The organism is Nocardia sp. NPDC056064, assembly GCF_042266925.1.
Classification (GTDB): Bacteria; Actinomycetota; Actinomycetes; order Mycobacteriales; family Mycobacteriaceae; genus Nocardia.
This window is the reverse complement of sequence record NZ_JBHJWO010000001.1, coordinates 3899033-3923443: the sequence shown is the minus strand read 5'-3', so window position 1 is coordinate 3923443 and position 24411 is coordinate 3899033. Positions and strand designations below refer to the sequence as shown.

General features: G+C 70.0%; 18 protein-coding genes. 12 read left to right on the top strand and 6 right to left on the bottom strand.

Annotation, left to right across the window (positions count from 1 at the left end; all coding sequences use genetic code 11):
- Window positions 1-21: 21 nt before the first annotated feature.
- The 3 genes from ACFC06_RS18130 to ACFC06_RS18120 all read right to left on the bottom strand — a co-directional run bounded on the left by ACFC06_RS18130 (window position 22) and on the right by ACFC06_RS18120 (window position 2166).
- On the bottom strand, window positions 22-921 hold the full coding sequence (locus tag ACFC06_RS18130) for a hypothetical protein (RefSeq protein WP_375932206.1): 900 nt from the start codon (window positions 919-921) through the stop codon (window positions 22-24).
- A complete protein-coding gene (locus ACFC06_RS18125; protein ID WP_375932203.1) occupies window positions 918-1271 on the bottom strand; it encodes a hypothetical protein in 354 nt (117 codons plus the stop codon). The genes ACFC06_RS18130 and ACFC06_RS18125 overlap by 4 nt, the downstream gene beginning before the upstream one ends.
- Before the next feature lie 334 nt (window positions 1272-1605).
- A complete protein-coding gene (locus tag ACFC06_RS18120; RefSeq protein ID WP_375932200.1) occupies window positions 1606-2166 on the bottom strand; it encodes a tetratricopeptide repeat protein in 561 nt (186 codons plus the stop codon).
- A 287-nt stretch (window positions 2167-2453) separates the two neighbouring features.
- Here ACFC06_RS18120 and ACFC06_RS18115 point away from each other — a divergent pair, with 287 nt between their 5' ends.
- Together ACFC06_RS18115 and ACFC06_RS18110 are read left to right on the top strand one after the other, a co-directional pair.
- Window positions 2454-3662, top strand: coding sequence for a type II toxin-antitoxin system HipA family toxin (locus tag ACFC06_RS18115; protein ID WP_375932197.1), 1209 nt, complete (start codon window positions 2454-2456; stop codon window positions 3660-3662).
- Window positions 3663-3751: 89 nt separating this feature from the next.
- Window positions 3752-4672: an SMP-30/gluconolactonase/LRE family protein gene (locus tag ACFC06_RS18110; protein ID WP_375932194.1), complete on the top strand. Its 921-nt coding sequence runs from the start codon at window positions 3752-3754 to the stop codon at window positions 4670-4672.
- A 56-nt stretch (window positions 4673-4728) separates the two neighbouring features.
- Here the strand turns inward: ACFC06_RS18110 and ACFC06_RS18105 are convergent, their stop codons facing one another.
- Window positions 4729-6198, bottom strand: a complete 1470-nt coding sequence (locus tag ACFC06_RS18105; protein ID WP_375932191.1) for a glutamate synthase subunit beta — start codon at window positions 6196-6198, stop codon at window positions 4729-4731.
- Window positions 6191-10843, bottom strand: coding sequence for a glutamate synthase large subunit (gene gltB / locus ACFC06_RS18100; RefSeq protein ID WP_375932188.1), 4653 nt, complete (start codon window positions 10841-10843; stop codon window positions 6191-6193). The genes ACFC06_RS18105 and gltB overlap by 8 nt, the downstream gene beginning before the upstream one ends.
- A gap of 938 nt (window positions 10844-11781) precedes the next feature.
- On the opposite strand from gltB, the gene ACFC06_RS18095 reads away from it, so the two are divergent.
- From ACFC06_RS18095 to ACFC06_RS18070, 6 genes are all read left to right on the top strand, one after another.
- A complete protein-coding gene (locus tag ACFC06_RS18095; protein WP_375932185.1) occupies window positions 11782-13656 on the top strand; it encodes a DUF4407 domain-containing protein in 1875 nt (624 codons plus the stop codon).
- 175 nt (window positions 13657-13831) lie between these two features.
- The gene (locus ACFC06_RS18090; RefSeq protein WP_375932182.1) at window positions 13832-15406 is read left to right on the top strand and encodes an adenylate/guanylate cyclase domain-containing protein; all 1575 of its coding nucleotides are present in this window, start codon (window positions 13832-13834) and stop codon (window positions 15404-15406) included.
- A gap of 9 nt (window positions 15407-15415) precedes the next feature.
- Window positions 15416-16273, top strand: a complete 858-nt coding sequence (locus tag ACFC06_RS18085; protein ID WP_375932179.1) for a hypothetical protein — start codon at window positions 15416-15418, stop codon at window positions 16271-16273.
- Window positions 16270-17352, top strand: a complete 1083-nt coding sequence (locus ACFC06_RS18080; RefSeq protein ID WP_375932176.1) for a DUF4129 domain-containing protein — start codon at window positions 16270-16272, stop codon at window positions 17350-17352. The genes ACFC06_RS18085 and ACFC06_RS18080 overlap by 4 nt, the downstream gene beginning before the upstream one ends.
- Entirely contained in the window at window positions 17349-18335 is a 987-nt protein-coding gene (locus tag ACFC06_RS18075) for an AAA family ATPase (RefSeq protein WP_375932173.1), read from the top strand. The genes ACFC06_RS18080 and ACFC06_RS18075 overlap by 4 nt, the downstream gene beginning before the upstream one ends.
- Before the next feature lie 4 nt (window positions 18336-18339).
- On the top strand, window positions 18340-19635 hold the full coding sequence (locus ACFC06_RS18070) for a DUF58 domain-containing protein (protein WP_375932170.1): 1296 nt from the start codon (window positions 18340-18342) through the stop codon (window positions 19633-19635).
- Window positions 19636-19716: 81 nt separating this feature from the next.
- Here ACFC06_RS18070 and ACFC06_RS18065 read toward each other — a convergent pair whose 3' ends face one another.
- Window positions 19717-20463: an RDD family protein gene (locus ACFC06_RS18065; protein WP_375932167.1), complete on the bottom strand. Its 747-nt coding sequence runs from the start codon at window positions 20461-20463 to the stop codon at window positions 19717-19719.
- An 18-nt stretch (window positions 20464-20481) separates the two neighbouring features.
- On the opposite strand from ACFC06_RS18065, the gene ACFC06_RS18060 reads away from it, so the two are divergent.
- From ACFC06_RS18060 to ACFC06_RS18045, 4 genes are all read left to right on the top strand, one after another.
- The gene (locus ACFC06_RS18060; RefSeq protein WP_375932164.1) at window positions 20482-21519 is read left to right on the top strand and encodes a stage II sporulation protein M; all 1038 of its coding nucleotides are present in this window, start codon (window positions 20482-20484) and stop codon (window positions 21517-21519) included.
- Between the two features lie 710 nt (window positions 21520-22229).
- Window positions 22230-22868 carry a class I SAM-dependent methyltransferase gene (locus ACFC06_RS18055; protein ID WP_375932161.1) on the top strand — a complete coding sequence of 213 codons (639 nt, stop codon included), beginning with the start codon at window positions 22230-22232 and terminating at the stop codon, window positions 22866-22868.
- Window positions 22869-22990: 122 nt separating this feature from the next.
- On the top strand, window positions 22991-23845 hold the full coding sequence (locus ACFC06_RS18050) for an alpha/beta fold hydrolase (protein ID WP_375932158.1): 855 nt from the start codon (window positions 22991-22993) through the stop codon (window positions 23843-23845).
- Window positions 23842-24378, top strand: coding sequence for a TetR/AcrR family transcriptional regulator (locus ACFC06_RS18045; RefSeq protein ID WP_375932155.1), 537 nt, complete (start codon window positions 23842-23844; stop codon window positions 24376-24378). Before ACFC06_RS18050 ends, ACFC06_RS18045 begins: the two co-directional genes overlap by 4 nt.
- The last annotated feature ends 33 nt before the right edge of the window (window positions 24379-24411 follow it).

Below are 24411 nucleotides of genomic sequence, written 5' to 3'. Positions count from 1 at the left end.
CGAGCAGTTTCTTCCGCACGGTCACGCAAGCTCCTCCAACGCCGCTTTGAGCCGGATGAGTAGGTCTCGGTCCACCGGTCGCCAGCGCTCGGGTTGGTAGGGCCGGACTCCGCGGTACCGGACGGACGCGACCGCTTCCTCGTCGAGCGCGTGCCTGCCCGGCCCGCCTGTCCCGGTGAGGGGACGCGCCGACCGCGGCGGGGCGGGTACCCGCCGCGGCAGTTCGGGGACACCGCTGGTCGGCAGGGGCAGGCGCGGCGCGGCCGGGTCCGGGACCAGACCGAGGTGGCGGCGCCGCACGACGGGCGCCTCGATCAGGCCCGCGGCGGTGAGGTCGCGCACGGCGACCAAGCAGCCGTAGGTGGTGCGGCCCAGGTCGCGGGCGATGTCGGCGATGCTGCGGCTGCTGTCGACGGCGGCGAGCACCTCGGCCTGGCTGCCGGTGAGCGTCACCCGTTTCTGATCGGTGCGCCGGGCGGGAACCACCGGCTGCGAGGCGACCAGCTCCGCGGGCCACGGCCCGAATTCCGGATCACCGCGGCGGGCGCACTCGTGCACCACCGCGTGCGGTGCCACCCGGCAGACGTTCGACAGCCAATGTTCGGGCGCCGGAACGAATTCCGGCTCGGCGGGCGAGGCGAGCAGGAAATAGGCCGCGTCGTAGACCGACAGCACGGCCAGGGTCTCCAGGCGCGGGCCGTGCGGCAGCGCGTCGGGATCGCCCGCGCCCGCGCGCTGCCAGTCCTCGGCGGTGGCGACCCCGGCCTCGACCACGAGACGGTCCAGGCCGGGGGTGCGGCGACAGCCCGCGGAGGTGATCGCGCCGTCGGCGAAATGGAACTCGCCGTCACCGGCGCGCAGCACACCGGTCGATCGCTGCTGTTCCAGCCGATGCAGTTCGTCGGCGAGCGCGACGCTCATCGTTGCCCACCCGTCAGTTCGTCGAGCGCCGAGCGCAGCTGGTAGCGCGCCATGCCCAGGTTGCCGGTGTCACCGTCGAAGACCACGTGCATGAACAACCGGCCGTCGAAATCCCCGTCGACGAGGTGCAACAGGTGGAAGCCCGAGGGGCGGCACACGACGATCTCGGAGATCTCGTCGTTGTCGCGGCTGCCGGACAACGCCGTACAGCCGAGTGCGGCCCGCACCACCTCGGTGGTGCCCGCCGCGTCCTCGTGCTCGTCGACGATTCCGTGCGGCCCTGCCGCGGCAATCGCCAATCCGCTGGCCCCGTCCACCAGTGTCACGCTGCGCGCACCGGGAATATCCATGATGCGTTGCAAGCAGCCGTCGAGAGAATTCACACGCCCCGGCCCGTCATCGATCGGTTATCGAAACGAGACGCTATACCGCCCCGCAACCGCTCGCATCCTGAACGCCGGAAAATTGCTGTCCGGCAAAATGTTTGCTGGGGTTTGCTGGAAAACCGCTCGGTATCAATACTTTTGAGTAACTCCGGCCGTCATTCGCTACTCACCGGTGAACCCGAAGGTCAATCCCCCTTTTCGCGGGCCAGCGACCACCGCGCGAACTGGAGAATTGTCCACTTCGCAAACCTCGCCTTTGTGTGGACAGCCGAATTCCCCGGTCCGGACACGCGACGGGTCAGCCCGCGGCGCGCCGGTACCAGGACTCGGCTTCGCGGTGCGCGCCCTCGGATTCGAGCAGGGCGGCGAGATTGGCCATCGCGCGCGGATGACCGAGATCGGCGGCGCGACGGAAACAGCGGCGGGCCTCGGTGGTGGCGCCGCGATCGCGCAGCAGCAGGCCGAGATTGTTCATCGCGTCGATGTCGCCGTTGTCGGCGGCCTCGGCGTACCAGGATTCGGCCTCGTCGTAGTGATGGCGCTGTTCGTAGAGGCGGGCCAGGTTGTACATGGCGTCGAGATGGCCCGCGACGGCCGCGCGGTGGTACCAGGACTCCGCGTCGGCGCGATCGCCGTACTGGTAGAGCAACGTCGCCAGGTTGTACATGGCGTTGCTGTTGCCGCCCGAGGCCGCGCGGCGGTACCAGGACTCGGCTTCCTCGATGTCACCGAGCTTGTCGAGCAGCACGGCGAGGTTGTTCATCGCCCGGGTGTGGCCCGCCGCCGAGGCCTGCCGGAACCAGTATTCGGCGGCCTCGAAATCGCTGTGGTCGTAGTAGATGTTGGCCAGATTGTGCATGGCGGTACCGTCTCCGCGCTCGGCAGCGCGATGCAGGCTCGCCATCGTTCCCGGCGGCAACGGCACAGCTCCCCCTCGGATCACCGGTTACACCTCGACACGGAAAGTCTATGTGCTGCACCGGAGATCAGCCATGTCCTTCTTCCCGCCCCCGAAGCCCTTCCCGTGGAAGACTGTTCATCCCCCTACGCATCTCGCGGGCAAACCCGGTACCCCTCGCCGACCCCCTCGGCTAGCGTCGTGCCACGTCGGACGCCTGTTCGCCACCACCGACCCGGAGGACGCCCATGGGTGAACTGACCATCGAGCTCTACGGCACCCCTGTGGGCACCCTCACCGGCTCCGCCCCCGATCACGACTTCGTCATCACCCCCGACGCCCCCGATCTCTGCGCCCCCGGCTCCCCCATCCTGTCGACCGCCGTCCCCCTCACCACCACCCCCAACCGCTCCCACCGAGCCCGCAGGCAGAACTTCTTCCGCGAACTGCTCCCCGAGGGCCGTATGCGCACCCGCACCGCCGAACTGGCAGGCGTCGGCACGCACGATGTCATCGGTCTGCTCCGCCGACACGGTGGCGATCTACCCGGCGCGGTCCAGATCCGCGACCCGGAAGACACCACCGAACCCGCACTGGAACCACTGACGACCGCCGAGGTCGCGACCATGCTGGCCACCGTCGAGGACCACCCACTCGGCAACCGCCCGCCCGACGGCAGAACATCCCTGGCCGGGGTGCAGGACAAGATCGCGCTGGCCCGAACGGCGACGGGCTGGAACCGGGTCGTCGGCGGATCTCCGTCGACGCACATTCTCAAGCCCGCGTCGCCCACCGAGCCGACCACGATCTACGACGAGGAGTACGGCGCCCGATTCGTCCGGGCCGCCGGTCTGGCCGAATACGCCACCTGGACAACCGACTTCGACGGGGTGCCCGCGCTGGTGGTCGAACGGTTCGATCGGCTGGCCGACGGTTCCCGCCTGCATCAGGAGGACTTCAGTCAGGCGCTCGGGGCCTCGGGCGACCAGAAGTATCAGCGCTTCGGTGGACGCGTCACCATGGCGCGCATCGCGAACCGCCTCGGTGACCACGACGCGCTCGAACGCCTGCTGCGGATGACCACCCTCGCGGTCGCGGTCGGCAATCTGGACATGCACGCGAAGAACATTGCACTGCTCCACCGGCCCGACGGGTCGTCCACCCTCGCGCCCGCCTACGACTTCGTTCCGCAGACCCATCAGCGCAACGACGGGGAGATGGCGTTGTCGGTGGGTGGTGAGTATCGCCATCACGGCATCACCCGCGAGCATCTCGTGGCCGAGGGCACCTCCTGGGGACTCGCCGATGCGGCGGAGATCGTGGAGGCGACGCTGTCGGCCGCGCTCACCACGGTGCGCACCGAAAGTCCGCATCCGCGGGCACATCCCACGTTGGCCGCTGACATCACCCGGTTCACCACCAACTTGCTCGCGGGTCGTGCGGCCGGGGACGGCTAGCCTGCGATCGACCATGGCAGCGCGTACGCGGGTGTGGATCGTGGCTGTTCCAGCGTCGGGGGCGGGGGCGGTCGTTACGATCGGGACGCATGAGAACTCCGCGTCTTCTGCTGCTGCTCGTGACCGGGGCGACCGGTGCTTTCGTGCTTCCGGGCGCCGCTACGGTGGCGGCCGCGCCGCAGCAGTGTGCGCCGTGGAGCCAGGAGGTCGTCGCCGGTGGGTTCGGGGTGCTGGAGAATCTCGGGTTCGACGGGCGCGGGAATGTGCTGCTGTCCGAACAGGATCTGGGTGGCGGGCCGGGGGCCGTGCGGGCGTTGGGGGCCGACGGCGCGCGGACCACGCTCGCGGACGCGGTCGACGGGCCCGGCGGGATCGTGGTCGCCGGCGGCACCGCGTACTTCACCACCGGGAACACCGCGTCGGCGGCAGTGGGCGGGCAGCACACGGGAACCATCGACTCGGTGGATCTCGCGACCGGCGCGCGGGCCACGGTGGCGCGCGGATTGCAGATGCCGAACGGGCTGGCGCGCTTGGCGAACGGTGATTTCGTGGTCAGCAAGGACATCGGCGCGGGCTCGATGACCAGGGTGAGTCCGGACGGCACGACCACTCCCTTCGCCTCGGCCCTCACCTCCACCAACGGCCTCGCCGTCGACGCGCCCCGCGACCGGCTGATCGTCTCGACCACCTTCGACCCGACCACGGTGATCGCCGCCGTCGACACCACCCACCCGGACACCCCGATCACCCGCACCGAACTCCCCGGCTTCGGCCCCCTGAACTCCGCCGACGACCTCACCGTCGACGCCGACGGCACCGCCTACGTCGCACTCAACGTGGCAGGCGCGGTCCAACAGGTCGACATCGACACCGGCCACTCCTGCCGCATCGCCGAGGGCCTGCCCCTGGTCTCCTCGGTCCGCTTCGGCACCGGCCCCGGCTGGGACCCGAACTCCCTCTACGCCACCAGCTTCCTCGGCACCCTCACCAAACTGACCCCACCCCGATAACGACGAAAGGCGCTCGCGGACCGGTGGTCTGCGAGCGCCTTTCGCGTCTTAGGGGATTACCGCTGGGCGACGGCGGTCGGCGGGATGGGCGCGGGGAGCGCGGTCTCGCCTTCCAGGTACTTGTCCACGGCCGAGGCGGCGGCGCGGCCTTCGGCGATGGCCCAGACGATCAGGGACTGGCCACGGCCCATGTCGCCGGCGACGAAGACGCCGGGGATGTTGGTGGCCCAGTTCTTGTCGCGCTGGACGTTGCCGCGGCCGTCGTAGCCGACGCCGAGGTCGGTCAGCAGGCCGGGCTTCTGCGGGCCGACGAAGCCCATGGCCAGCAGCACCAGGTCGGCTTCGAGGGTGAAGTCGGTGCCTTCGACCTTCTCGAAGCGACCGTTGGCCATCTTGACCTCGTGCGCCTCGAGCCCGGTGACCTTGCCGTCCTTGCCGACGAAACGCTCGGTGTTCACGGAGAACACCCGCTCGCCGCCCTCTTCGTGCGCCGAGGAGACCCGGTACATGAGGGGGTAGGTCGGCCACGGGGTGGAACCGGCGCGCTCCTCCGGCGGACGCGGCATGATCTCGAACTGGTGGACGCTCTCGGCACCGTGGCGGTGCGAGGTGCCCAGGCAGTCGGCGCCGGTGTCGCCACCACCGATGATGACGACCTTCTTGCCCTTCGCGTGGATGGGCGGCAGGCCGTTCTCGTCGGTGATGTCGTCGCCGAGCTGCACGCGGTTGGCCAGCGGCAGGAACTCCATCGCCTGGTGGATGCCGTCGAGCTCGCGGCCCGGGATCGGCAGGTCACGGGCGATGGTGGCACCACCGGCGAGCACGATCGCGTCGAACTGCTCGCGCAGCTGCTCGGCGGTGATGTCGACGCCCACGTTCACACCGGTCTTGAAGATGGTGCCCTCGGCCTCCATCTGGGCGAGGCGACGGTCGATGACCGCCTTCTCCATCTTGAACTCCGGGATGCCGTAGCGCATCAGGCCGCCGATGCGGTCGTCGCGCTCGAACACGGTCACGGTGTGACCGGCCCGGGTGAGCTGCTGGGCGGCGGCCAGACCGGCCGGGCCCGAACCCACGACGGCGATCTTCTTGCCGGTCAGCCTGGTCGGGTACACCGGGGTGACCCAGCCCTCGCCGAAGGCGTTCTCGATGAGCTCGACCTCGACCTGTTTGATGGTGACCGGCTGCTGGTTGATACCGAGCACGCAGGACGCCTCACACGGCGCCGGGCACAGGCGGCCGGTGAACTCCGGGAAGTTGTTGGTGGCGTGCAGGCGGTCGATGCCCTCGCGCCAGCCACCCTTGTACACCAGGTCGTTCCACTCGGGGATCAGGTTCCCCAGCGGACAGCCGTTGTGACAGAAGGGGATACCGCAGTCCATGCAGCGGCTGGCCTGCTTCTGCAGGGTCTCGTGGGAGAACTTCTCCTCGTAGACCTCTTTCCAGTCCAGCAGTCGCAGCTCGACGGGGCGGCGGGCAGGCAGTTCCCGCGAGGTGTTCTTCAAAAAGCCTTGTGGGTCAGCCACGAGCCGCCTCCATGATCGCTGCGTCGACATCCTTGCCGCTCTTCTCGGCTTCGGAGATGGCGAGCAAAACCTTCTTGTATTCGCGGGGCATGACCTTCACGAAGTGGTTCACCTGCTGGGACCAATCGCTCAGGATGCGCTCGGCCACAGCCGATCCCGTTTCGTCGCGGTGGGTCGCGATGATGTCGCGCAGCCAGGTGAAGTCGTCACCGGAGAGCTGCTCGATCGCCTCGGACTGATCCGGGTTGACCCGCTCGGGCAGCGTGCCCTCGGGGTCGTAGACGAACGCGACACCACCGGACATACCGGCGCCGAGATTGCGGCCGGTACCGCCGAGGATGACCACCCGGCCACCGGTCATGTACTCGAGCGCGTGGTCGCCCACACCCTCGACGACCGCGGTGGCACCGGAGTTGCGCACGCCGAAGCGCTCGCCCGCCACACCGTTGATCAGGATCCGGCCGCTGGTCGCGCCGAACATGATCACGTTGCCCGCGATGATGTTGTCCTCGGCGACGAAGCCCTCCGGCGCGGTGAGCGCCGGGCGGACCACGATGTGACCACCGGACAGGCCCTTGCCGACGTAGTCGTTGGCGTCACCCTGCACGCGCAGCGTGATGCCGGCCGGGACGAACGCGCCGAAGCTGTTGCCCGCCGAACCGTTGAAGGTGATGTCGATGGTGTCGTCGGGCAGGCCCGCGCCACCGTAGAGCTTGGTCACCTCGTGGCCGAGCATGGTGCCGACCGTGCGGTTCACGTTGGTGATCTTGGTTTCGATCTTCACCGCCTGGCCACGCTCGAGCGCGGGGGCGCTCTGCGCGATCAGCTCGTTGTCCAGCGCCTTGTCCAGACCGTGGTCCTGGGTGCCGGTGCAGCGGGTGTCCTGGTTCATGAACGCCGTCTCCGGCATGTCCAGGATCGGCGACAGGTCCAGCTTGGCGGCCTTGAAGTGCGCCTTGGCCTTGGTGGTGTCGAGCAGGTCGACCCGGCCGACGGCCTCGTCGAGCGTGCGGAAGCCCAGCTCGGCGAGCAGCTCACGCACCTCCTCGGCGATGAACAGCATGAAGTTCTCGACGAACTCCGGCTTGCCGGAGAAGCGCTCGCGCAGCACCGGGTTCTGGGTGGCGATGCCGACCGGACAGGTGTCGAGGTGACACACGCGCATCATGATGCAGCCCGAGACGACCAGGGGCGCGGTCGCGAAACCGAACTCCTCGGCGCCGAGCAGGGCGGCGATCATCACGTCGCGGCCGGTCTTCATCTGACCGTCGACCTGGACGACGATGCGGTCGCGCAGGCCGTTGAGCAGCAGGGTCTGCTGGGTCTCGGCCAGGCCGAGCTCCCAGGGGCCGCCCGCGTGCTTGAGCGAGGTCAGCGGCGAGGCGCCGGTGCCGCCGTCGTGGCCCGAGATGAGCACGACGTCGGCGTGCGCCTTGGACACACCGGTGGCGACGGTGCCGACACCCGGCTCCGCGACAAGTTTCACGTGAATCCGCGCCTGCGGGTTCGCGTTCTTCAGGTCGTGGATCAGCTGGGCCAGATCCTCGATCGAGTAGATGTCGTGGTGCGGCGGCGGGGAGATCAGGCCGACGCCCGGCGTGGAGTGCCGCACCTCGGCGACCCACGGGTACACCTTGTGCGCGGGCAGCTGGCCGCCCTCGCCCGGCTTGGCACCCTGGGCCATCTTGATCTGGATGTCGGTGGCGTTGGTCAGGTAGTGCGCGGTGACGCCGAAGCGACCCGACGCGACCTGCTTGATCGCCGACCGGCGCCAGTCGCCGTTCTCCTCGACCTCGAAGCGAGCGGGGCTCTCGCCGCCCTCACCCGAGTTCGAGCGCGCGCCGAGCCGGTTCATCGCGATGGCGAGGGTCTCGTGCGACTCCGCCGAGATGGAGCCGTAGCTCATCGCGCCGGTGGAGAAGCGCTTGACGATCTCGCTGGCCGGCTCGACCTCGTCGATCGAGATCGACTCGCGGGCGTTGGTCTTGAACTTGAACAGACCGCGCAGCGCCGCCAGTCGCTCGGACTGGTCGTCGACGAGCTTGGTGTACTCCTTGAAGACCGAGTACTGCCCCGAGCGGGTCGCGTGCTGCAGCTTGAACACGGTGTCGGGGTTGAACAGGTGGTACTCGCCCTCGCGACGCCACTGGTACTCGCCGCCGACCTCGAGCTCGCGGTGCGCGCGCTCGTTGCGGTTCTCCAGGAACGCCACGCGGTGCCGGGCGGCCACCTCGGCGGCGATCTCGTCGAGACCGATGCCGTCCAGCGGCGAGCGCAGGCCGGTGAAGTACTCGTCGACCAGGTCCTGGGCCAGGCCGATGACCTGGTACAGCTGGGCGCCGTTGTAGGAGGCCAGGGTGGAGATGCCCATCTTCGACATCACCTTGAGCACGCCGTTGCTGGCCGCGGTGCAGTAGTTCGCGACGGCCTTGCGGAAGTCGGCGGTGCGGTCACCGGTGCTGCCGGGGATCGCCAGCGAGCCGCGCTCGAGCATGTCCTCGATGGTCTCGAAGGCCATGTACGGGTTGATCGCGGCGGCGCCGAAGCCCACCAGCATCGCCATGTGGTGCACCTCGCGGGCGTCACCGGCCTCGACGACCAGGCCGACCATGGTGCGGGTGCGCTCGCGCACCAGGTGGTGGTGCACCGAGGAGGTGAGCAGCAGCGACGGGATCGGCGCCAGCTTCTCGTTGGACTCGCGGTCGGACAGCACGATGATGCGCGCGCCGCCGTCGATCGCGGCCGAGACCTGGGTGTTGATCGCGGTCAGCGCCGCGCGCATGCCCGCGCCGCCCTCGGCGACCGGGTACAGGCCACGCACGACCACCGAACGCAGGCCGGGGTGGCTGCCGTCGTCGTTGATGTGGACCAGCTTGGCCAGCTCGTCGTTGTCCAGGATCGGCTGCTCGAGCGCGATCTGCTTGCAGGACTCCGGGCCGGGGTGCAGCAGGTCGGCCTCGGGACCGATGTTGCGCTTGAGGCTGGTGACGACCTTCTCGCGGATGGCGTCCAGCGGCGGGTTGGTGACCTGCGCGAACAGCTGCGAGAAGTAGTCGAACAGCAGGCGCGAGCGGTTCGACAGCACCGCGATCGGGGTGTCGGTACCCATCGAGCCCAGTGCCTCGCCGCCGGTCTTGGCCATCGGCGTGATCAGCAGGTTCAGGTCCTCGGTGGTGTAGCCGAAGATCTGCTGACGGATCAGCACGCGGTCGTGCGACATGTGCACGTGCGGGCGGTCGGGCAGGTCGGCCAGGCGGCTGACGCCCTCGTCGAGCCACTGCTGGTACGGCTGCGCCGCGGCCAGCTCGCCCTTGATCTCGGCGTCGGTGAGGATGCGGCCCTGCTCGGTGTCGACCAGGAACATCTTGCCCGGCTGCAGGCGGATCTTCTGGACCACGGTGGCGGGGTCGATGTCGAGCACGCCGACCTCCGAGGCCAGCACGACCAGGCCGTCCTCGGTGACCCAGATGCGGCCGGGGCGCAGGCCGTTGCGGTCGAGCACGGCGCCGATCTTCGTGCCGTCGGAGAAGCAGACGGCGGCGGGGCCGTCCCAGGGCTCCATCAGCATCGAGTGGTACTCGTAGAACGCCCGCAGCTGCGGGTCCATGCTCTCGTTGCGTTCCCAGGCCTCGGGAATCATCATCATGACGGCGTGGTGCAGATCGCGACCGCCCAGGTGCAGCAGCTCGAGCACCTCGTCGAAACGGGCGGTGTCGCTGGCACCCGGGGTACAGACGGGGAAGATCTTCTCCAGGCGGTTCTTGCCCGCCTCGTCCTTGCCGAACACGTCCGAACGCAGCAGCGCCTCCCGCGCGCGCATCCAGTTCTCGTTACCGGTGACGGTGTTGATCTCACCGTTGTGGGCGACCCGGCGGAACGGGTGCGCCAGCGGCCACGAGGGGAAGGTGTTGGTGGAGAAGCGCGAGTGCACGATGCCGATGGCCGACTCGACGCGCTCGTCCTGCAGGTCCAGGTAGAACGCGCGCAGCTGCGGCGTGGTGAACATGCCCTTGTAGATGAAGGTCTCGCCGGACAGGCTCGGGAAGTACACCGACTCCTTGCCGACCGCGCCCTCGCCCGAGCCGGACTTGCCCAGCTCGTGCTCGATCCGCTTGCGGATCACGTAGGCGCGACGCTCCAGGTCCATGCCGGAGAGCTGCTCGGCCGAGTTCTTCGGCGAGCCGATGAAGATCTGCCGGAAGGTGGGCATGGCGTCGCGCGCCAGCGCACCCAGCGAGGACTCCTCGATCGGCACCTCGCGCCAGCCGAGCACGGCCAGGCCCTCTTCGACGACGATCTTCTCGACGCCGTAGGCGGCACGCGCGGCTTCGCGACGGGCCTGCGGCAGGAAGGCGATACCGGAGGCGTAGGAGCCGACCGGGGGCAGCTCGAAGTCGACCACAGCGCGGAAGAACTTGTCCGGGAGCTGGATCAGGATGCCCGCGCCGTCACCGGAGTTCGGCTCTGCGCCCGCGGCACCGCGGTGCTCCAGGTTCAGCAGCGCCGTGATGGCCTTGTCGACGATGTCGCGACTGCGTCGTCCGTGCATGTCGGCGACGAACGCGACGCCGCAGGCGTCGTGCTCGAATGCCGGATCGTAGAGCCCGGTGACACCGGGTGACCTGTGGCCAGGAAGTTGCGTCATGCCTCTGCCTTCAAGAAAGTCGGCTGTCGATGAATCGGCCGCCCGTTGGATTGGGCCCTATCGTCGTTTCGCCTCCGTCAAGACTGCGTCCGTACGATCCGAAAACCAGCTACGGTGATGGTTTGCGGCGTGCAGTCACGTCTCCAGTTGTCCACCCGCTTCGTTGACGTAGTGGGTGCTCAGAGGTAACGGAACGTTGACACGTTCCTCACCTCCGCGCGGGTTTCACCCGCTACTGTTGGCCCGGTTTCACCGGACCCCGAACAGGTGGTTGTGCCGAACAGGGGTGTGCTCGGCGTAAGAGCAAACGATAAGTCAGACCGTGAGCCCAACCAACTAAGGTTGTGCTAATAACCTTGTCTAGCTGGGGTTTGTAACGGCGGCTTGCTTCGTCGCGCGCGTCGTCCAGTGTAAAGCAGAGCGGGTGCTGGATCGATCCCGGACAACCCGTGCCGACCTGCGCGAACACTGTGGGCGAGCAGGCCCGAAACAGCCACCGGCACCGGGCCGAAAGCTGAACTCACCTGCACCGCAGCAGATTTCCCTTTACGCCCGGACGCCAAACCTGGGACCTCCGCTAACCGGGGTAGGTCACGGTGAGATATATCCGACAGCGCCTTCGACATGCGGGGTAGTCATCCAACCGTTCGGTCTGTATTTCCGAGATGTGCCGCAGCACACTCCTGGCTAACGATTTCGGAGTGTCGTTCGCCACATCGGGCAGGTATCAGACCGTCCGGTATGGCTCGCCAGGCTCGACACGCCGAGGTGGACGCGACGAACCGCGGGCGCCGCGATGTATCAGACGTCCAGTTGTGAGGCTGACCACAAAGAGGCCGTCGGCGCTCGGTGTGGCGGGTCGGGGCCTGTCACGCTGGCACAACGAATCCATGACAGTTTCGCCATGCCATGTGGAGCGCACGACCCGGGGAGAACCTATGACCGGCACACTCACCTGGCTCGGCGGAGGGCTCGCCTCGCCGCGGCGCGGCACGCCGGATACCGGCGCGGAGCAGGCCGTCAGCCAGGAACAAGCGGGATATGCCGTCACCGGGGCCGCGGTGGCGCTGTTCGGCGTGGTCACCGGGCTCGTGCTGGTGGCGGCGCTGGGTGCGGCCGAGGGGATCGCCTGGCCGGTCATCGTGGTCCTCGCGCTGCTGGGTGCGGCCGGGGCGCTGGCGCTGGGCCGGGCGCTGGCGAGCACGCCGCTCACCGCATCCGGCGACGGGACAGCGGCGGCCGACCGCCGCGGGACCGCGACCAGGATCGTCGTCGGGGTGGCCGCGGGCGTGCTGGTGGCCGAACTCGCCTCGACCGTGCTGCTCGGCGGGACCGTCGACCGGGAGCTGGACGTGCGCGCCCAGGACAGCGCCGAACAGGCCCCCGTGGTGGTGGCCGCGCGCGGTGAGCTGGACCGGGCCACCGCAGAACGCGCCGCGCTGGACGCGACCATCGCCGAGGCCCAGGCCGATATCGACACCGCGCTGGTCATCGCGCGCTGCGAGTTCAACCCCACCCCGCAGTGCCCGCAGACCCGGATCACCGGCGTGCCCGGACGCGGCCCGGAATCGCAGACCGCCAACGACATGCTCGACGACGCCCGCAAGCAGCTGGCCGCCGCCCAGGGCCGCACCGAGGCCCTCGACACGGCCGTGCGCACCGAGACCGCCGACCTCGCCACCGCCCGCACCCTCGCCTTCGCCGACGCCGACCGCGGCCTCGGTGCCCGCTGGCTGGCCATGAACGGCTACACCGCCGCGCACGCCGGTGCCGCCGCGCTGCGCCTGCTGGTGCTGGTGATCGGCGTGCTGCTGGCCCTGCTGCCGCTGCTGCTGCGCTGGTGGCGCGGGGAGACCGCGCTGGACCGCCGCCTCGGTGCCGCCGAGATCGCCGACCGGGCCGAGCGCGCGGCCGACGCCGCCATCGCGGTGCAGCGCGCCGAGGTCCGCACCGAGACGGCCGCGCTGCGCGCCGAGCACGAGCTCACCAGCGCGCGCCTGGCCATCGAAGCCGATACCGTGATCGACCGGGAACGTCAGCGCACCAGGATCATCGCCGCGATCGGCGGCTTCGAGCTCGGGTTCACCGAGCCACACCGAAAGGACGACTCCGTGGCTCTGGAGCCGAATGTGACACCGCAGCTGCCCGCCGGCTACCTCCCGAACGCGTTGCCGCAGGCAGGGGCGCCGCAGGCCGGTGCGCTGGTGCCCGTGCAGCAGCCGGTGAGCGCGCCCGCCGCGCCCGCGCAGGCCCCGGCCGGTGGTGGTGGCCTGGAGCTGCCGATCATCGGCACGGTGCCGTTCACCGATACCGCCGCGCGCTGGATCCGCCCGCTGGTGCCCTCCTTCGTGGCCAATGCCATCGACTCGGCGACCCACCCGCTGCGCACCGCGCGGCAGGCTTTCGAGGAGGTGGAGGAGGTCACCTTCACGCTGCGCCGCACCCGCAAGGTCACCGTCGACACCCAGGACTCGCAGGCACCGCAGCAGCCGCAGATGACGGCGCCCGCCGGGTACCAGCTGCCCGGCCAGCCGGTGCAGGGCTACCTGCCCGCGGGCTACCAGCAGCCGCAGTACAACGCGTACGACCAGCCCAACCCCTACGCCCAGCAGATCGCCTCGACCGTGGTCGACGCTCCCTCGACCCGGTACCACCCGGACCCGCGCCAGTACCCGGCCGCGCCGACCTACCAGGCGCTGCCCGCGAGCCAGGGCACCGGGCTGCCCGCCGCGGACGGGCAGGGGGAGATCGCCGGACGTACGGTCGACGAGCTGCCCGGCGGCGGCCGTCGTCAGCTCCCGCCCGCACGCTGAGCCGCGTGTTCAGTGAACAACTGTTCTCTGAACACACCGAACGCCCTTCCGCGCACCCATCCGGGCGTGTGGCGGCCCGAAACGGATCACTGACTGGTCATATAGCCGCCATCGGTGATCAGTGACCTGGACTACACCTCGCCGCCGTGTCCGAATCTCGGTTTACAGTGCGTGAGTGATCCACAGCGACGGACCGAAGGGCGGGGCGCGCACCGCGCCGTGGGGCTCGCCGCTGCTCGGACCGGTCGAGGAGAAATCGTCCATCCGGCGGGTCCGCGTGCAGCTGCTGCTGACCCTGCCGCTGCTGGTGGCCAATCTGATCGGCATCGCGATGATCGTGGTGCTGGCCGGATTCGTGCTGCCGGGGCCGACGGTGTTCACCTGGGACCTGCTGCTCATCAACGCCGTCTTCACGCCGCTGTGCGCGGTGCTCGCGCTGGTGATCGGCACCGTCTGGGGGACGGTGGCCGGGCTGCGCACCATGCGCTGGGCCATCGACCCCGACCGCGTGCCGACCCCGGCCGAACAGCGCGTCACCGTGTCGGCGCCGCGCTGGATGGTGTTGCAGCAGGCCGTGCTGTGGACATTGGCGCTGGTCACGCTGACGGTCGTCTACGGAATCGCCGATCCGGCGCTGATTCCCAAGGTGGCGCTGTCGATCGGGTCGGCCGGGATCGTGGTGTGCGCCAACAGCTACCTGATCATCGAGTTCGCCCTGCGCCCGGTGACCGCGCGCGTGCTCCAGGCCGACCCGCACCGCCGCCGCGGCATCGGCATCTTCGGCCGGACCATGCTGTCGTGGCTGGTCGGCGTGGGTATCCCGGTGGCGCTGTCGATGGTGGTGGCGGTGTGGGCGCTGGCCGATCCGGCGGTGAGCAAGGCCCGGCTGGCGGTGTGCGTGCTCAGCCTCGGCGGCTCGGCGCTGCTGTTCGGGATGCTGCTGATGGCGCAGGTCGTCGCCGCGACCGTGGCCCCCATCAAGGGCGTGCGCCAGGCGCTGCGCCGGGTGGAGGACGGCGATCTCGACACCGAGGTCACCCTCTACGACGGCACCGAGCTCGGTGACCTGCAGAGCGGCTTCAACCGCATGGTGCACGGCCTGCGCGAACGCGCCATGATCGAGGACCTGTTCGGCAAGCACGTCGGCCACGACGTGGCCATGGCCGCCATCGCCTCCCGGCCCGTCCTCGGTGGCACCGAGACCGAGGCCGCCGCCCTGTTCATCGACATCATCGGCTCCACCACCATGGCCGCCACCCGCCCCGCCCCGGAGATCGTCGGCATCCTCAACCGGTTCTTCGACATCGTCGTCGACGAGGTGGAACGCCACGGCGGCCTGCTCAACAAGTTCGAAGGCGACGCCGCCCTGGCCGTCTTCGGCACCCCCGCGCCCCTCGACGACCTGGCCGGCGCCGCCCTGTCGTGCGGTCGCGCCATCCAGCGCCGCCTGCGCGAAGCCTCCGACCTCGACGCGGGCATCGGCGTCGCCGCGGGCCGCGTCGTCGCGGGCAATGTGGGCACCCACAACCGCTACGAGTTCACCGTCATCGGTGACGCCGTCAACGAGGCGGCCCGCCTGTGCGAGCTCTCGAAGAACTACGACGAACGCCTCCTCAGCTCCGCCACCACCCTCTCCGCCGCCGCAGGCACCGAGTCCGCCCACTGGACCCTCGCCGAGACGGTCACCCTGCGCGGCCGCCTGAAACCCACCCGGCTGGCACTGCCCGCGGCATCGGCCGCCGTCCCATAGACTCCAGGCGTGCGTTCTGCCGTCGATGCGGTCGGCGCCGTCGGGGGCGTCGATCCGGCACGGCCGCCGACGGTTCCGATCCGGCCCCTGGCTTTCCGCGAACTGCTCGACGAGCCGTTCGCCCTCATCCAGGCCCACTTGCGCCCGCTCGCCGTGCTCGGTGGGAGCGCGCTGGTGCTGGCCGTGCTCGCGGTGCTCGGATTCACCGGACTCGTCTCGCATCTGACCGGCGGCTCGAACCTGGGCACGATGTGGGCGGTGCTGCTGGCGACCCTCGGGTGCGGGTGGCTGGTGCGGCTGGTGCTGCGCGGCACGACCGTCGCCCTGGCGCTGGCCGATTTCCGGGGCGTCCGCTTCGGGTTGCGCGCGGGCCTGCGCACCGCCACCGACCATCTCGGCCCGCTGGTGCTGGCCCAGCTGATGTTCTCGCTGCTCGGTGTGGGGGTCCTGGTGGTGGGCAGCCTGCTGATCGTCACCTATCCGCTGGCGCTGCTGTGGCTGTCGTATGTGCGGGCGGGGCGGTTCCTGGTGGAGCCCGCGATCATCGGTGAGCACGCGGGTTACGGTGCCGCCGTCGCCCGTTCCAAGGAGCTCACCGCGCGCGCCGAGTGGCGCATCGCCGGGCTGTGGCTGTTGCAGCGGCTGCTGTTCGCGGTGCTCGCGGTGCCCGCGTTCGGCATCCCGTTCTTCCTGTCCGACTTCTCCGGCACGCACCGGTGGGCCTTCTTCGCCCTGCTGGTGAGCGGATGGCTGCTGGTGGTGGTCGTGGCCGAGATCGTCGAATCGGCCAGTCGCGCGGTCTGCTACATCGATCGCCGGTGCGTGCGCGAGGGCCTCGACATCGAGATCCCGGGTGGTCTCGGATGAGCGACACCGACTTCGGCCCCGCGCCGCACCACGATTCGTCCCCGGGCCGGGCCGACGCGCCGGGCACGCCTCCCCCGCCCCGCCTCGCCTCGGCCGCCGATCACCGCGCCGCCGCGGAACTCGCCGCGAGCCGCCGCGATTACGACAACGCCCTGCGCGAACGCTTCCGCGCCGTGCTGCGCGCCCTGGAACAGGCGGGCACCCTGCCGGTGCGCCGCTCGCGCACCGCGCAGGAGACCGCCGACGACGCCACCACCGTGCTGCCGCTGGAGCAGTCCACCGAATTGCACCCGGCGGCACGCAGTTTCGACGAGGTCGTCTACGGCGGCCGCACCGCCACCGAGGACGAATACCGCCGCCTCGAATACGCCGACCGCTACTCCCAGGGCGCACCGCCCCCGGCACCCGAGCCGGTCGAACTCGAGGTCACCGAGCGAGAACCCAAGCAGCGCAGGCAACTTCCCCCGCTGCCCGACCTGCTGCGCAACCCGAAGTTCTGGGCCGCGCTCGCCGCGGGCCTGGCGATCGCGCTGCTGCTCTACGCCACGCTGCAATCCTGCGGTGCGCCCAACGCCCCCACGCCGCCCACCCCGCCGGATCTGCCGCCCCCACCGACCGATGTCCCCGATCCGCCGCGCGACGATTTCGATCCCGATTTCGGCTCCGGCAAGGATTCGATCTTCAGCTCGCTGCCCGGCTGGCTCGCCTTCGGCGGCCTCCAGTTCCTGCTGGCCTTCGCCGCGCTGATCGCCTGGCGCAGCCGCAGGCGTGGCGCGCTGGTCGGCGAGCCGCGCCCGGTGGAGGTGCCCGCCAACGAACTGCTCGCCGGGCAGGCGGGGCTGTACCGCCGCTCCGGCGACCTCGCCCACGTGGCCCAGATCCTGCGCGCCGCGACCCTGCGCCGCATCCGCCCACGCCTGGGCGAACTCACCGACGACCAGCTGGTCCACACCGCGGCCGCGCGCCTCGGCGTCCCCGCCCAGCAGCTCGGCACCGTCCTGTTCGGCGACGTGCCGGACGAGGACACCCTCTATCACGTTGCCGCACACCTCGAATGGATCGAGACGGAGCTCGCATGACCGACAACACTGTCCTGCAGAAATCGCCGAGCGCGGCGGACGCCGGTGCGGCACTGGCCGCCTTGCGCACCGAGATCGGCAAGGCCGTGGTCGGCAACGACCAGGCCGTGCTGTATCTGGTGCTGGCGCTGCTGTGCCGCGGCCACGTGCTGCTGGAAGGTGTTCCCGGCGTGGCGAAGACGCTGCTGGTGCGCGCGCTGGCCACCTCGCTGGACCTCGAGCACGCGCGGGTGCAGTTCACGCCCGACCTGATGCCCGGTGACGTGACCGGCTCGCAGATCTACGACCCGCATTCGGCGGAGTTCACCTTCCGCCGCGGCCCGGTGTTCACCAATCTGCTGCTGGCCGACGAGATCAACCGCACCCCACCGAAGACCCAGTCCTCGCTGCTGGAATCCATGGAGGAGCGCCAGGTCTCGGTCGACGGACAGCCGCGACCGCTGCCCGATCCGTTCGTGGTGATCGCCACCCAGAACCCGATCGAGCAGGAGGGCACCTATCCGCTGCCGGAGGCGCAGCTGGACCGCTTCCTGTTCAAGATCGACATCCGGCTGCCCGAGCGCGACGACGAGTTCCGCATCCTGCAGCGGCACGCGAGCGGTTTCGACCCGCGCGATCTCGGGGCGGCGGGCCTGCGCCCGGTGGCCGGGCCCGCGCACATCGCCGCCGCGCGCGCCGCCGTCGCCGAGGTGACGGTGAGCCCGGAGGTGCTGGCCTACATCGTCGACCTGTGCCGGGCCACCCGCTCCTCCCCCGCCGTCGCGCACGGTGCCTCCACCCGCGGCGCGACCGCCCTGCTGGCCGCCGCGCGCGCCTTCGCCTGGCTCAACGGCCGCGCCTACGTGACGCCCGACGACGTGAAGACGGTGGCCGTGCCGGTGCTGCGGCACCGCCTGCAGTTGCGGCCGGAGGCCGAGCTGGACGGGGTCAGCAGCGAGGGCGTGCTCTCCTCGCTGCTGGTCTCGGTGCCGGTGCCGGTGTAGCGACGTGGTCGTCACGGGACGGTTCGCGCTGCTGGCCACGGCCGCGGCGGCGCTGGTGATGTTCGCGGTGCCCTCGGCGTGGGGCGTGCTCGGCGCTTGTCTGCTGCTGGTCGTGGCGCTGCTCACCGATGTCGGCCTGACCGCGCGCGCCGACGCGCTCACGCTCACCCGCGATCCGCTGACGATCGTGCGGCTCGGGCGCGGCACCGAGGTGGAACTGGTGGTCACCAATACCGGCACGAGCACCGTGCGCGGCCTGCTGTGGGATTCCTGGCCCGACAGCGCGCGTCCCGACCTGCGTACCCATCAGCTGAACCTGGCCCCGCGCACCCGGATCCGGTTGCGTACCAGTCTGACTCCCACCTATCGCGGCGATCGCGTTGCGGGCCCGGTGACGCTGCGGCTGCTCGGCCCGCTCGGGCTGGCCGGACGGCAGCGGCGGGTGGAGGTCCCCGCCCGGGTGCGCGCGCTCCCCGCCTTCCGCAGTGAGCGGCTGCTGCGCTCGAAGGTGAAGCGGCTGCACCATCTCGAGGGCCGCAATGTCGCCAACATCCGCGGACAGGGCACCGAATTCGATTCCTTCCGCGAGTACGTGGCAGGCGACGACGTGCGCAGCATCGACTGGCGGGCCACCGCCCGCGCGACCGACGTGCTGGTGCGCACCTGGCGGCCCGAACGCAACCGGCACGTGCTGATGGTCCTCGACACCGGCCGGGCGGCCGCCGGTCGGGTGGGCGCGGGCACGCGGCTGGACGCCTCGATCGAGGCGGCGCTGCTGCTGGGTGGGCTGGCAGCGGCGGCGGGCGACACCGTCGATCTGCTGGCCTACGACCGCACGGTGCGCGCCGAAGTGAGTGGCGTGGCCGGTCACCAGTTGCCGCTGAGACTTATGCACACCCTCGCCGGAGTGACTCCGCGCCTTGTGGATACCGATACCGGCGGCCTGGTGCGCACGGTGATCTCCCGGGTCCGCAAGCGCGCGCTGATCGTGTGGTTCACCGGTCTGGACGGCCCGACGGTCACCGAACACCTCCTGCCCGCGCTGCCGACGCTCACCCGGCGGCATCGGGTGTTGATAGTTTCGGTCACCGACCCGGACATCGCCGCCGCCGCCCGTGACCGCACCACCGCGGAGGCTGTGTACAAAGCCGCCGCCGCCGAGACCGTGCTGGCGGAAAGGGCCGTTGTGCAGGAGTCCTTGCGCCGTCGCGGGGTGGCCGTGGTGACCGCGGCACCGGATCGGCTGCCCGAAGCACTGGCCGACGAGTACCTGGAACTGAAGCAGTCCGGCTCCCTGTGAATTTCCGGTTGTCCACTGGCACTCACAGTTCATGCACCGGTTCACCAACAGGTTGTCCACAGGGCTGAGTTATCCACAGGGTCAGTGGCGCGAAAGTTGTTGGCGCCGAGCCAGAACCGCGCCGAGCACGTGATACGGGGGATAACCCGTGGGCGGCGCGCACCGCATCGCCCGGCAGACCGCCTCGACCAGCGCTGTCCCCAGGTGGTGCTGGGCGGGCGGGGTGAGGGTGCCCAGCCGGGACAGATACTGGCGCATCGCGGCGGCCAGCTCGTCGGAGACGGCGGCGGGATCGAGCTGGGTGGCCCACCCGGACAGCCACGGCGGTGCGGCGGCGAGCGCCGGGCGCGGCATGGCCTGGCGGGTGTGCACGACCACGGTGCCCGCCAGTACGTCACCGACGCGCCTGCCCTGTGCCGAGCACAGCGAGGTGATCACCGCGACCGCGCCGAACGCGCCGAGCATCCAGAAATCCACCATCGCACCGGCCAGCCCACGGGTGAGCGCGTGCCGGAAGTCGATCGGGCCCGCGTCGGCGCGCACCACCCGCAGCCCGAACGCGGCCTTGCCCAAGGAGCGTCCGCGCGAGACGGTTTCGCTGCACACCGGGTAGCCGACCAGCACCGTCACGATGGTGACCACCCCCAGCACCGCGAACCAGGCCGAATCGGCGTCGGCCGCGGAGAGCACGAGAATGCCCACGTAGACGAGGGAGAACGCCAGGAAGAGTTGCAGCACGAGGTCGAGCAGGAAGGCGCCGGCGCGGCTGGGGATACGCGCCAGCGGCAGTTCCAGCGCCACCGCTTCGCCGGTGGTGAATTCGGCCATGTGGCTAGCATTCCCGATATGGACACCGATGCCTACAGCTGGGCGCATCAACGGTCGTGGCATCGGCTCGATCAGCTGGTCCGCCAGCGCAGGCTCAGTGGCGCCGAGGCCGACGAACTGGTCCGGCTCTACCGCGCGAGCTCCCAGCAGCTGGCCAGGCTGCAGGGCCACCATCCCGATCCGGAGCTGGTGGCCGGGCTCAGCGCCCTGCTCGCCAGGGCCCGCGGCCGGGTGCTCGCGGCGCGCACACAGCCCTGGCGCGAGGTGGGCCGGTTCTTCACCCACCACTTCCCCGCGGCTGTGTACAGAGCGTGGCCGTGGTGGGTGGGGACAACTGTGATCTTCCTGGCCGTGGCAGGGGTGATCGCGGTGCTTGTGGACAACTCCCGCGCCGCCCGCTCAGCCCTGGGGATACCCGAGGGCGACCTGTCGACCATCACCGGACCTGGGGGTTCGTTCGAGACCTACTACTCCGAGCACCCCAACGAAGCCTTCGCCGCACAGGTGTGGACCCACAATTCCTGGGTCTCGGCCATCGCGTTGTTCACCGGCGTGCTGATCCTCCCGGCTGTGTACGCGATGTTCATGAACGCGCTGAATCTGGGGATAACCGGTGGATTGATGGCCGACGCGGGCCGGCTCGACTCGTTCTTCGGCTTCATCCTCCCGCACGGCACCCTCGAGCTCACGGCGCTGTTCGTCGCGGGCGGGGTGGGGTTGAAGCTGGGCTGGACGCTGGTCGACCCGGGACGGGTCAGCCGGGCCGCCGCGATGGCCCGCCAGGGCAGGGCGACCGCGACGGTGGCGCTCGGCCTGGTGGTCGTACTGCTGGTGTGCGGCCTGCTGGAGGGCTTCGTGACGCCGAGCGGGCTGCCCGCGCCCGTGCGCATCGCCCTCGGCTTCACCGCCGAGGCGCTGTTCCTGTGCTACGTCTTCGGGATCGGCAGGCGGGTGGCCGGGGAACAGGACGCGCGCGCCGCCGCTCCCGCCGCACTGCCCGACCCGGCCGCGCGCTGGCTGATGGCGCCGGTGGACAACACCCTCGAACGGGCCTGAACTCGCATCTGTACGTGCATTTGCGCGGCAGGCAACTCCGAGCACACCGGAGGCGGGACAGCGCCGGACAATCGGCAGCTACGCAAGGTAACGAGAAGGTTTCGAACTCCCCCATTTGAGTTCCGCTGGCCGCAGCGAGTCGAGCTCAGCTGCGGCCAGCGTTGCCGTTAACTGTACACAATCGTTATGCCCACGCAACCCCCAACGCGCAGGTCCGGCGTAAGAATTGCGAAGTGGCAAACACGTGTGGAGTCAGTGATTTCCACACCCGCAGCAAACTTCCGGCGGCACCCGGATCGCGGTGCGGGCGGCACCGGGAATTCATCTTCCGCAAACCTTCGACAACTCGTGGGGCACCGATCGTTGCCGTGTCATCGGATTGTTCGCGCTGGTTGCCCGGATCACATCGGCGCCGGGCGCATAGCCGATCACCTGCGGGTTCGGCAACGAGTTTTCGGTTTGCCGAGATCTTGACGCTTTAAAAGAAACCTTAAGTTTGTTTACAACGCTGCAAACATGACCAGCGATCAGCAATCCAGGCCCAACACCTTCCCGGAGGTCATGAACCGGTCGGATCACCGGTTGCGAACGGGCCGCCGAACGGTACGAAATCGGCCGGGAAACGCCCCGGAACCGGCCCGGTCGAGCACACTGTGACCTTCGCCTCATCACGGCCGATGAGGGGTGTACGCGCCTCCTACGATGGGCAGATGACCGGGGTCAAGGATCGCCTGCTCACCACCATCGCCGACCAGCTCGGTAATCCACACGGCCTGCTCGGCAAGGGCGTCGCCTTCGTCCTCAACCGGGGGAACAAGCGCGCCATCAGCGCCGCCGTCGACGCGGCCGCCCCGCGTCCCGGTGCCACCGTCGCCGACATCGGCTTCGGCGGCGGCGTCGGCCTGGGTCTGCTGCTCGACCGTGTCGGCACCGAGGGCACCGTCCACGGCATCGAGCCCGCGCCCGACATGCGTGAGCGCGCGCGGGCCCGCTTCGCGATGGAAACGGCGGCGGGCCGCCTGACGCTCACCGACGGGTCCCTCACCGCACTCGGCCTGGCCGAGGCGAGCCTCGACGCAGCCATCACCGTCAACACCCTCTATTTCCTCGACGATCTGCCCGCCGCCTGTACGGAACTCGCGCGGGTCCTGCGCCCCGGCGGGACGGTCGTCGTCGGCATCGGCGATCCCGAGGCGATGGGCAAGATGCCTTTCACCGCTTATGGATTCACCCTTCGTCCGGTCGACGATGTCATCGCGGCATTGACCGCGGCGGGCCTGACGGTGGAACACACCACGTTGCCGAATCCGCCGGTCCCGCACCATCTGCTCATCGCCAGGAAGTCCTGACTCCACCGCTTTCCCGAGCGTGCTGTTCCCGCTTTCGCACCTCTTGACCGACCGGTCGGTCATCCGTACCGTCGGTGCATGGAGATCCGCACCAGCCTTGTCGCGCGGCGACAGGACACCCGATGACGGCCCCGGGCAGCACGACGCACACCGTGTCGACGCCCTATGGCGAGGTGGCCGTGCACCTCAGCGGCCGCGCACCCGGCCGGGCACCGGGACTGCTACTGCTGCATGCCAATCCGGGTGATCACCGGGATTTCGATCTGCTCGCCGAAGCACTGCGCCCGGACTGGGCTATCGCGGCCGTGGACTGGCCCGGGTACGGCGCATCGACCGTCACCGATCCCGGCGCGATCGATGTCGAGGCGCTCGGCCTGATCGCCGAGTCGGTGGTGGAGTCGTTGCGCGCCAACGGCTTCCATTCCTTCACTGTGATCGGTAACAGTGTCGGTGGGTACGCGGCGGTGCGACTGGCCCAACGCGCGGCGGCGCACATCCGGGGACTGGTGCTGGTGCAACCGGCCGGGTTCGTGCCACGGAATGTGGTGACCAGGGCGGTGTTCCGCCTGATGGCGGCGCCCGCGCTCGCGCGGTTCGCGGTGGTTCCGTGCGCGCGGATGTATCTGGGTTCCACCCGCGCGGCGGGGGTGCGGCCGATTCTCGAACGGGCGCGGCGGGTCACGGGTGATCCGGCGCGGTTCGCGGTCTATCGCCGGTTGTGGCGCAGTCTCGACGACCCGCGCGTCGACCTGCCCGCCGCCGGGCCGCTGCTGCCGCAGACACCGACGCTGGTGGTCTGGGGACGGCGCGATCCGGTCAATCCGTGGCTGCTCAGCAGGCGCGGGGTGGCGCGGGCGCTGCCGGGGGCCGAGGTGGCCGTGCTGGCGGCGCGGCACGAACCCTTCGCCGAGCAGCCGGAGCTGTTCGCGGACGCGGTGCGCGGGTTCCTGGCCGCGCGCGCGGAGTTGTCGTCGTGAGGCCGGCCGAGCCCGGCCGCCGGGCCCTGCTCGACGCGGGCAGGCAGCTGCTGGCCACCGCGAACCTGGGCAAGCTGTCGGTCAACGCGATCACCGCCGAGGCGGGCATGGCCAAGGGCAGCTTCTATCAGCACTGGCGCAGCCGCGAGGACTATCTGCTCGCCCTGCACGGCGCCTTCCACGACGACCTCGCCGCGCGCGTCGACACCGCCGTCGCGCGACTGGCGCCCGGGGAAGAACGCCTCGCCGCCGTCGTCACCACATACTTGGACGGCTGCCTGGCCGAACCGGCGACCAAGGGCCTGCTGGTGCAGGCCCGCACCGACGCGGGCTTGCAGAGCGCGGTCTCGGCCCGCAACGCCACCGCCGCCGATCTGCTGCGCACCGACCTGGCCGCCCTGGGCTGGGACGATCCGCGACCGATCGCGGTGCTGCTGGTCGCCGCGATCGCCGAGACCGCGCTGCTGGAACTCGACGCCGCCGCCCCACGCCCCGACCTGCGCGCGGCCCTGCTGCGCCTGGTGCGCCGCTGACCCCCGAAACGACAAGAGGCCCGATCCGAAAGG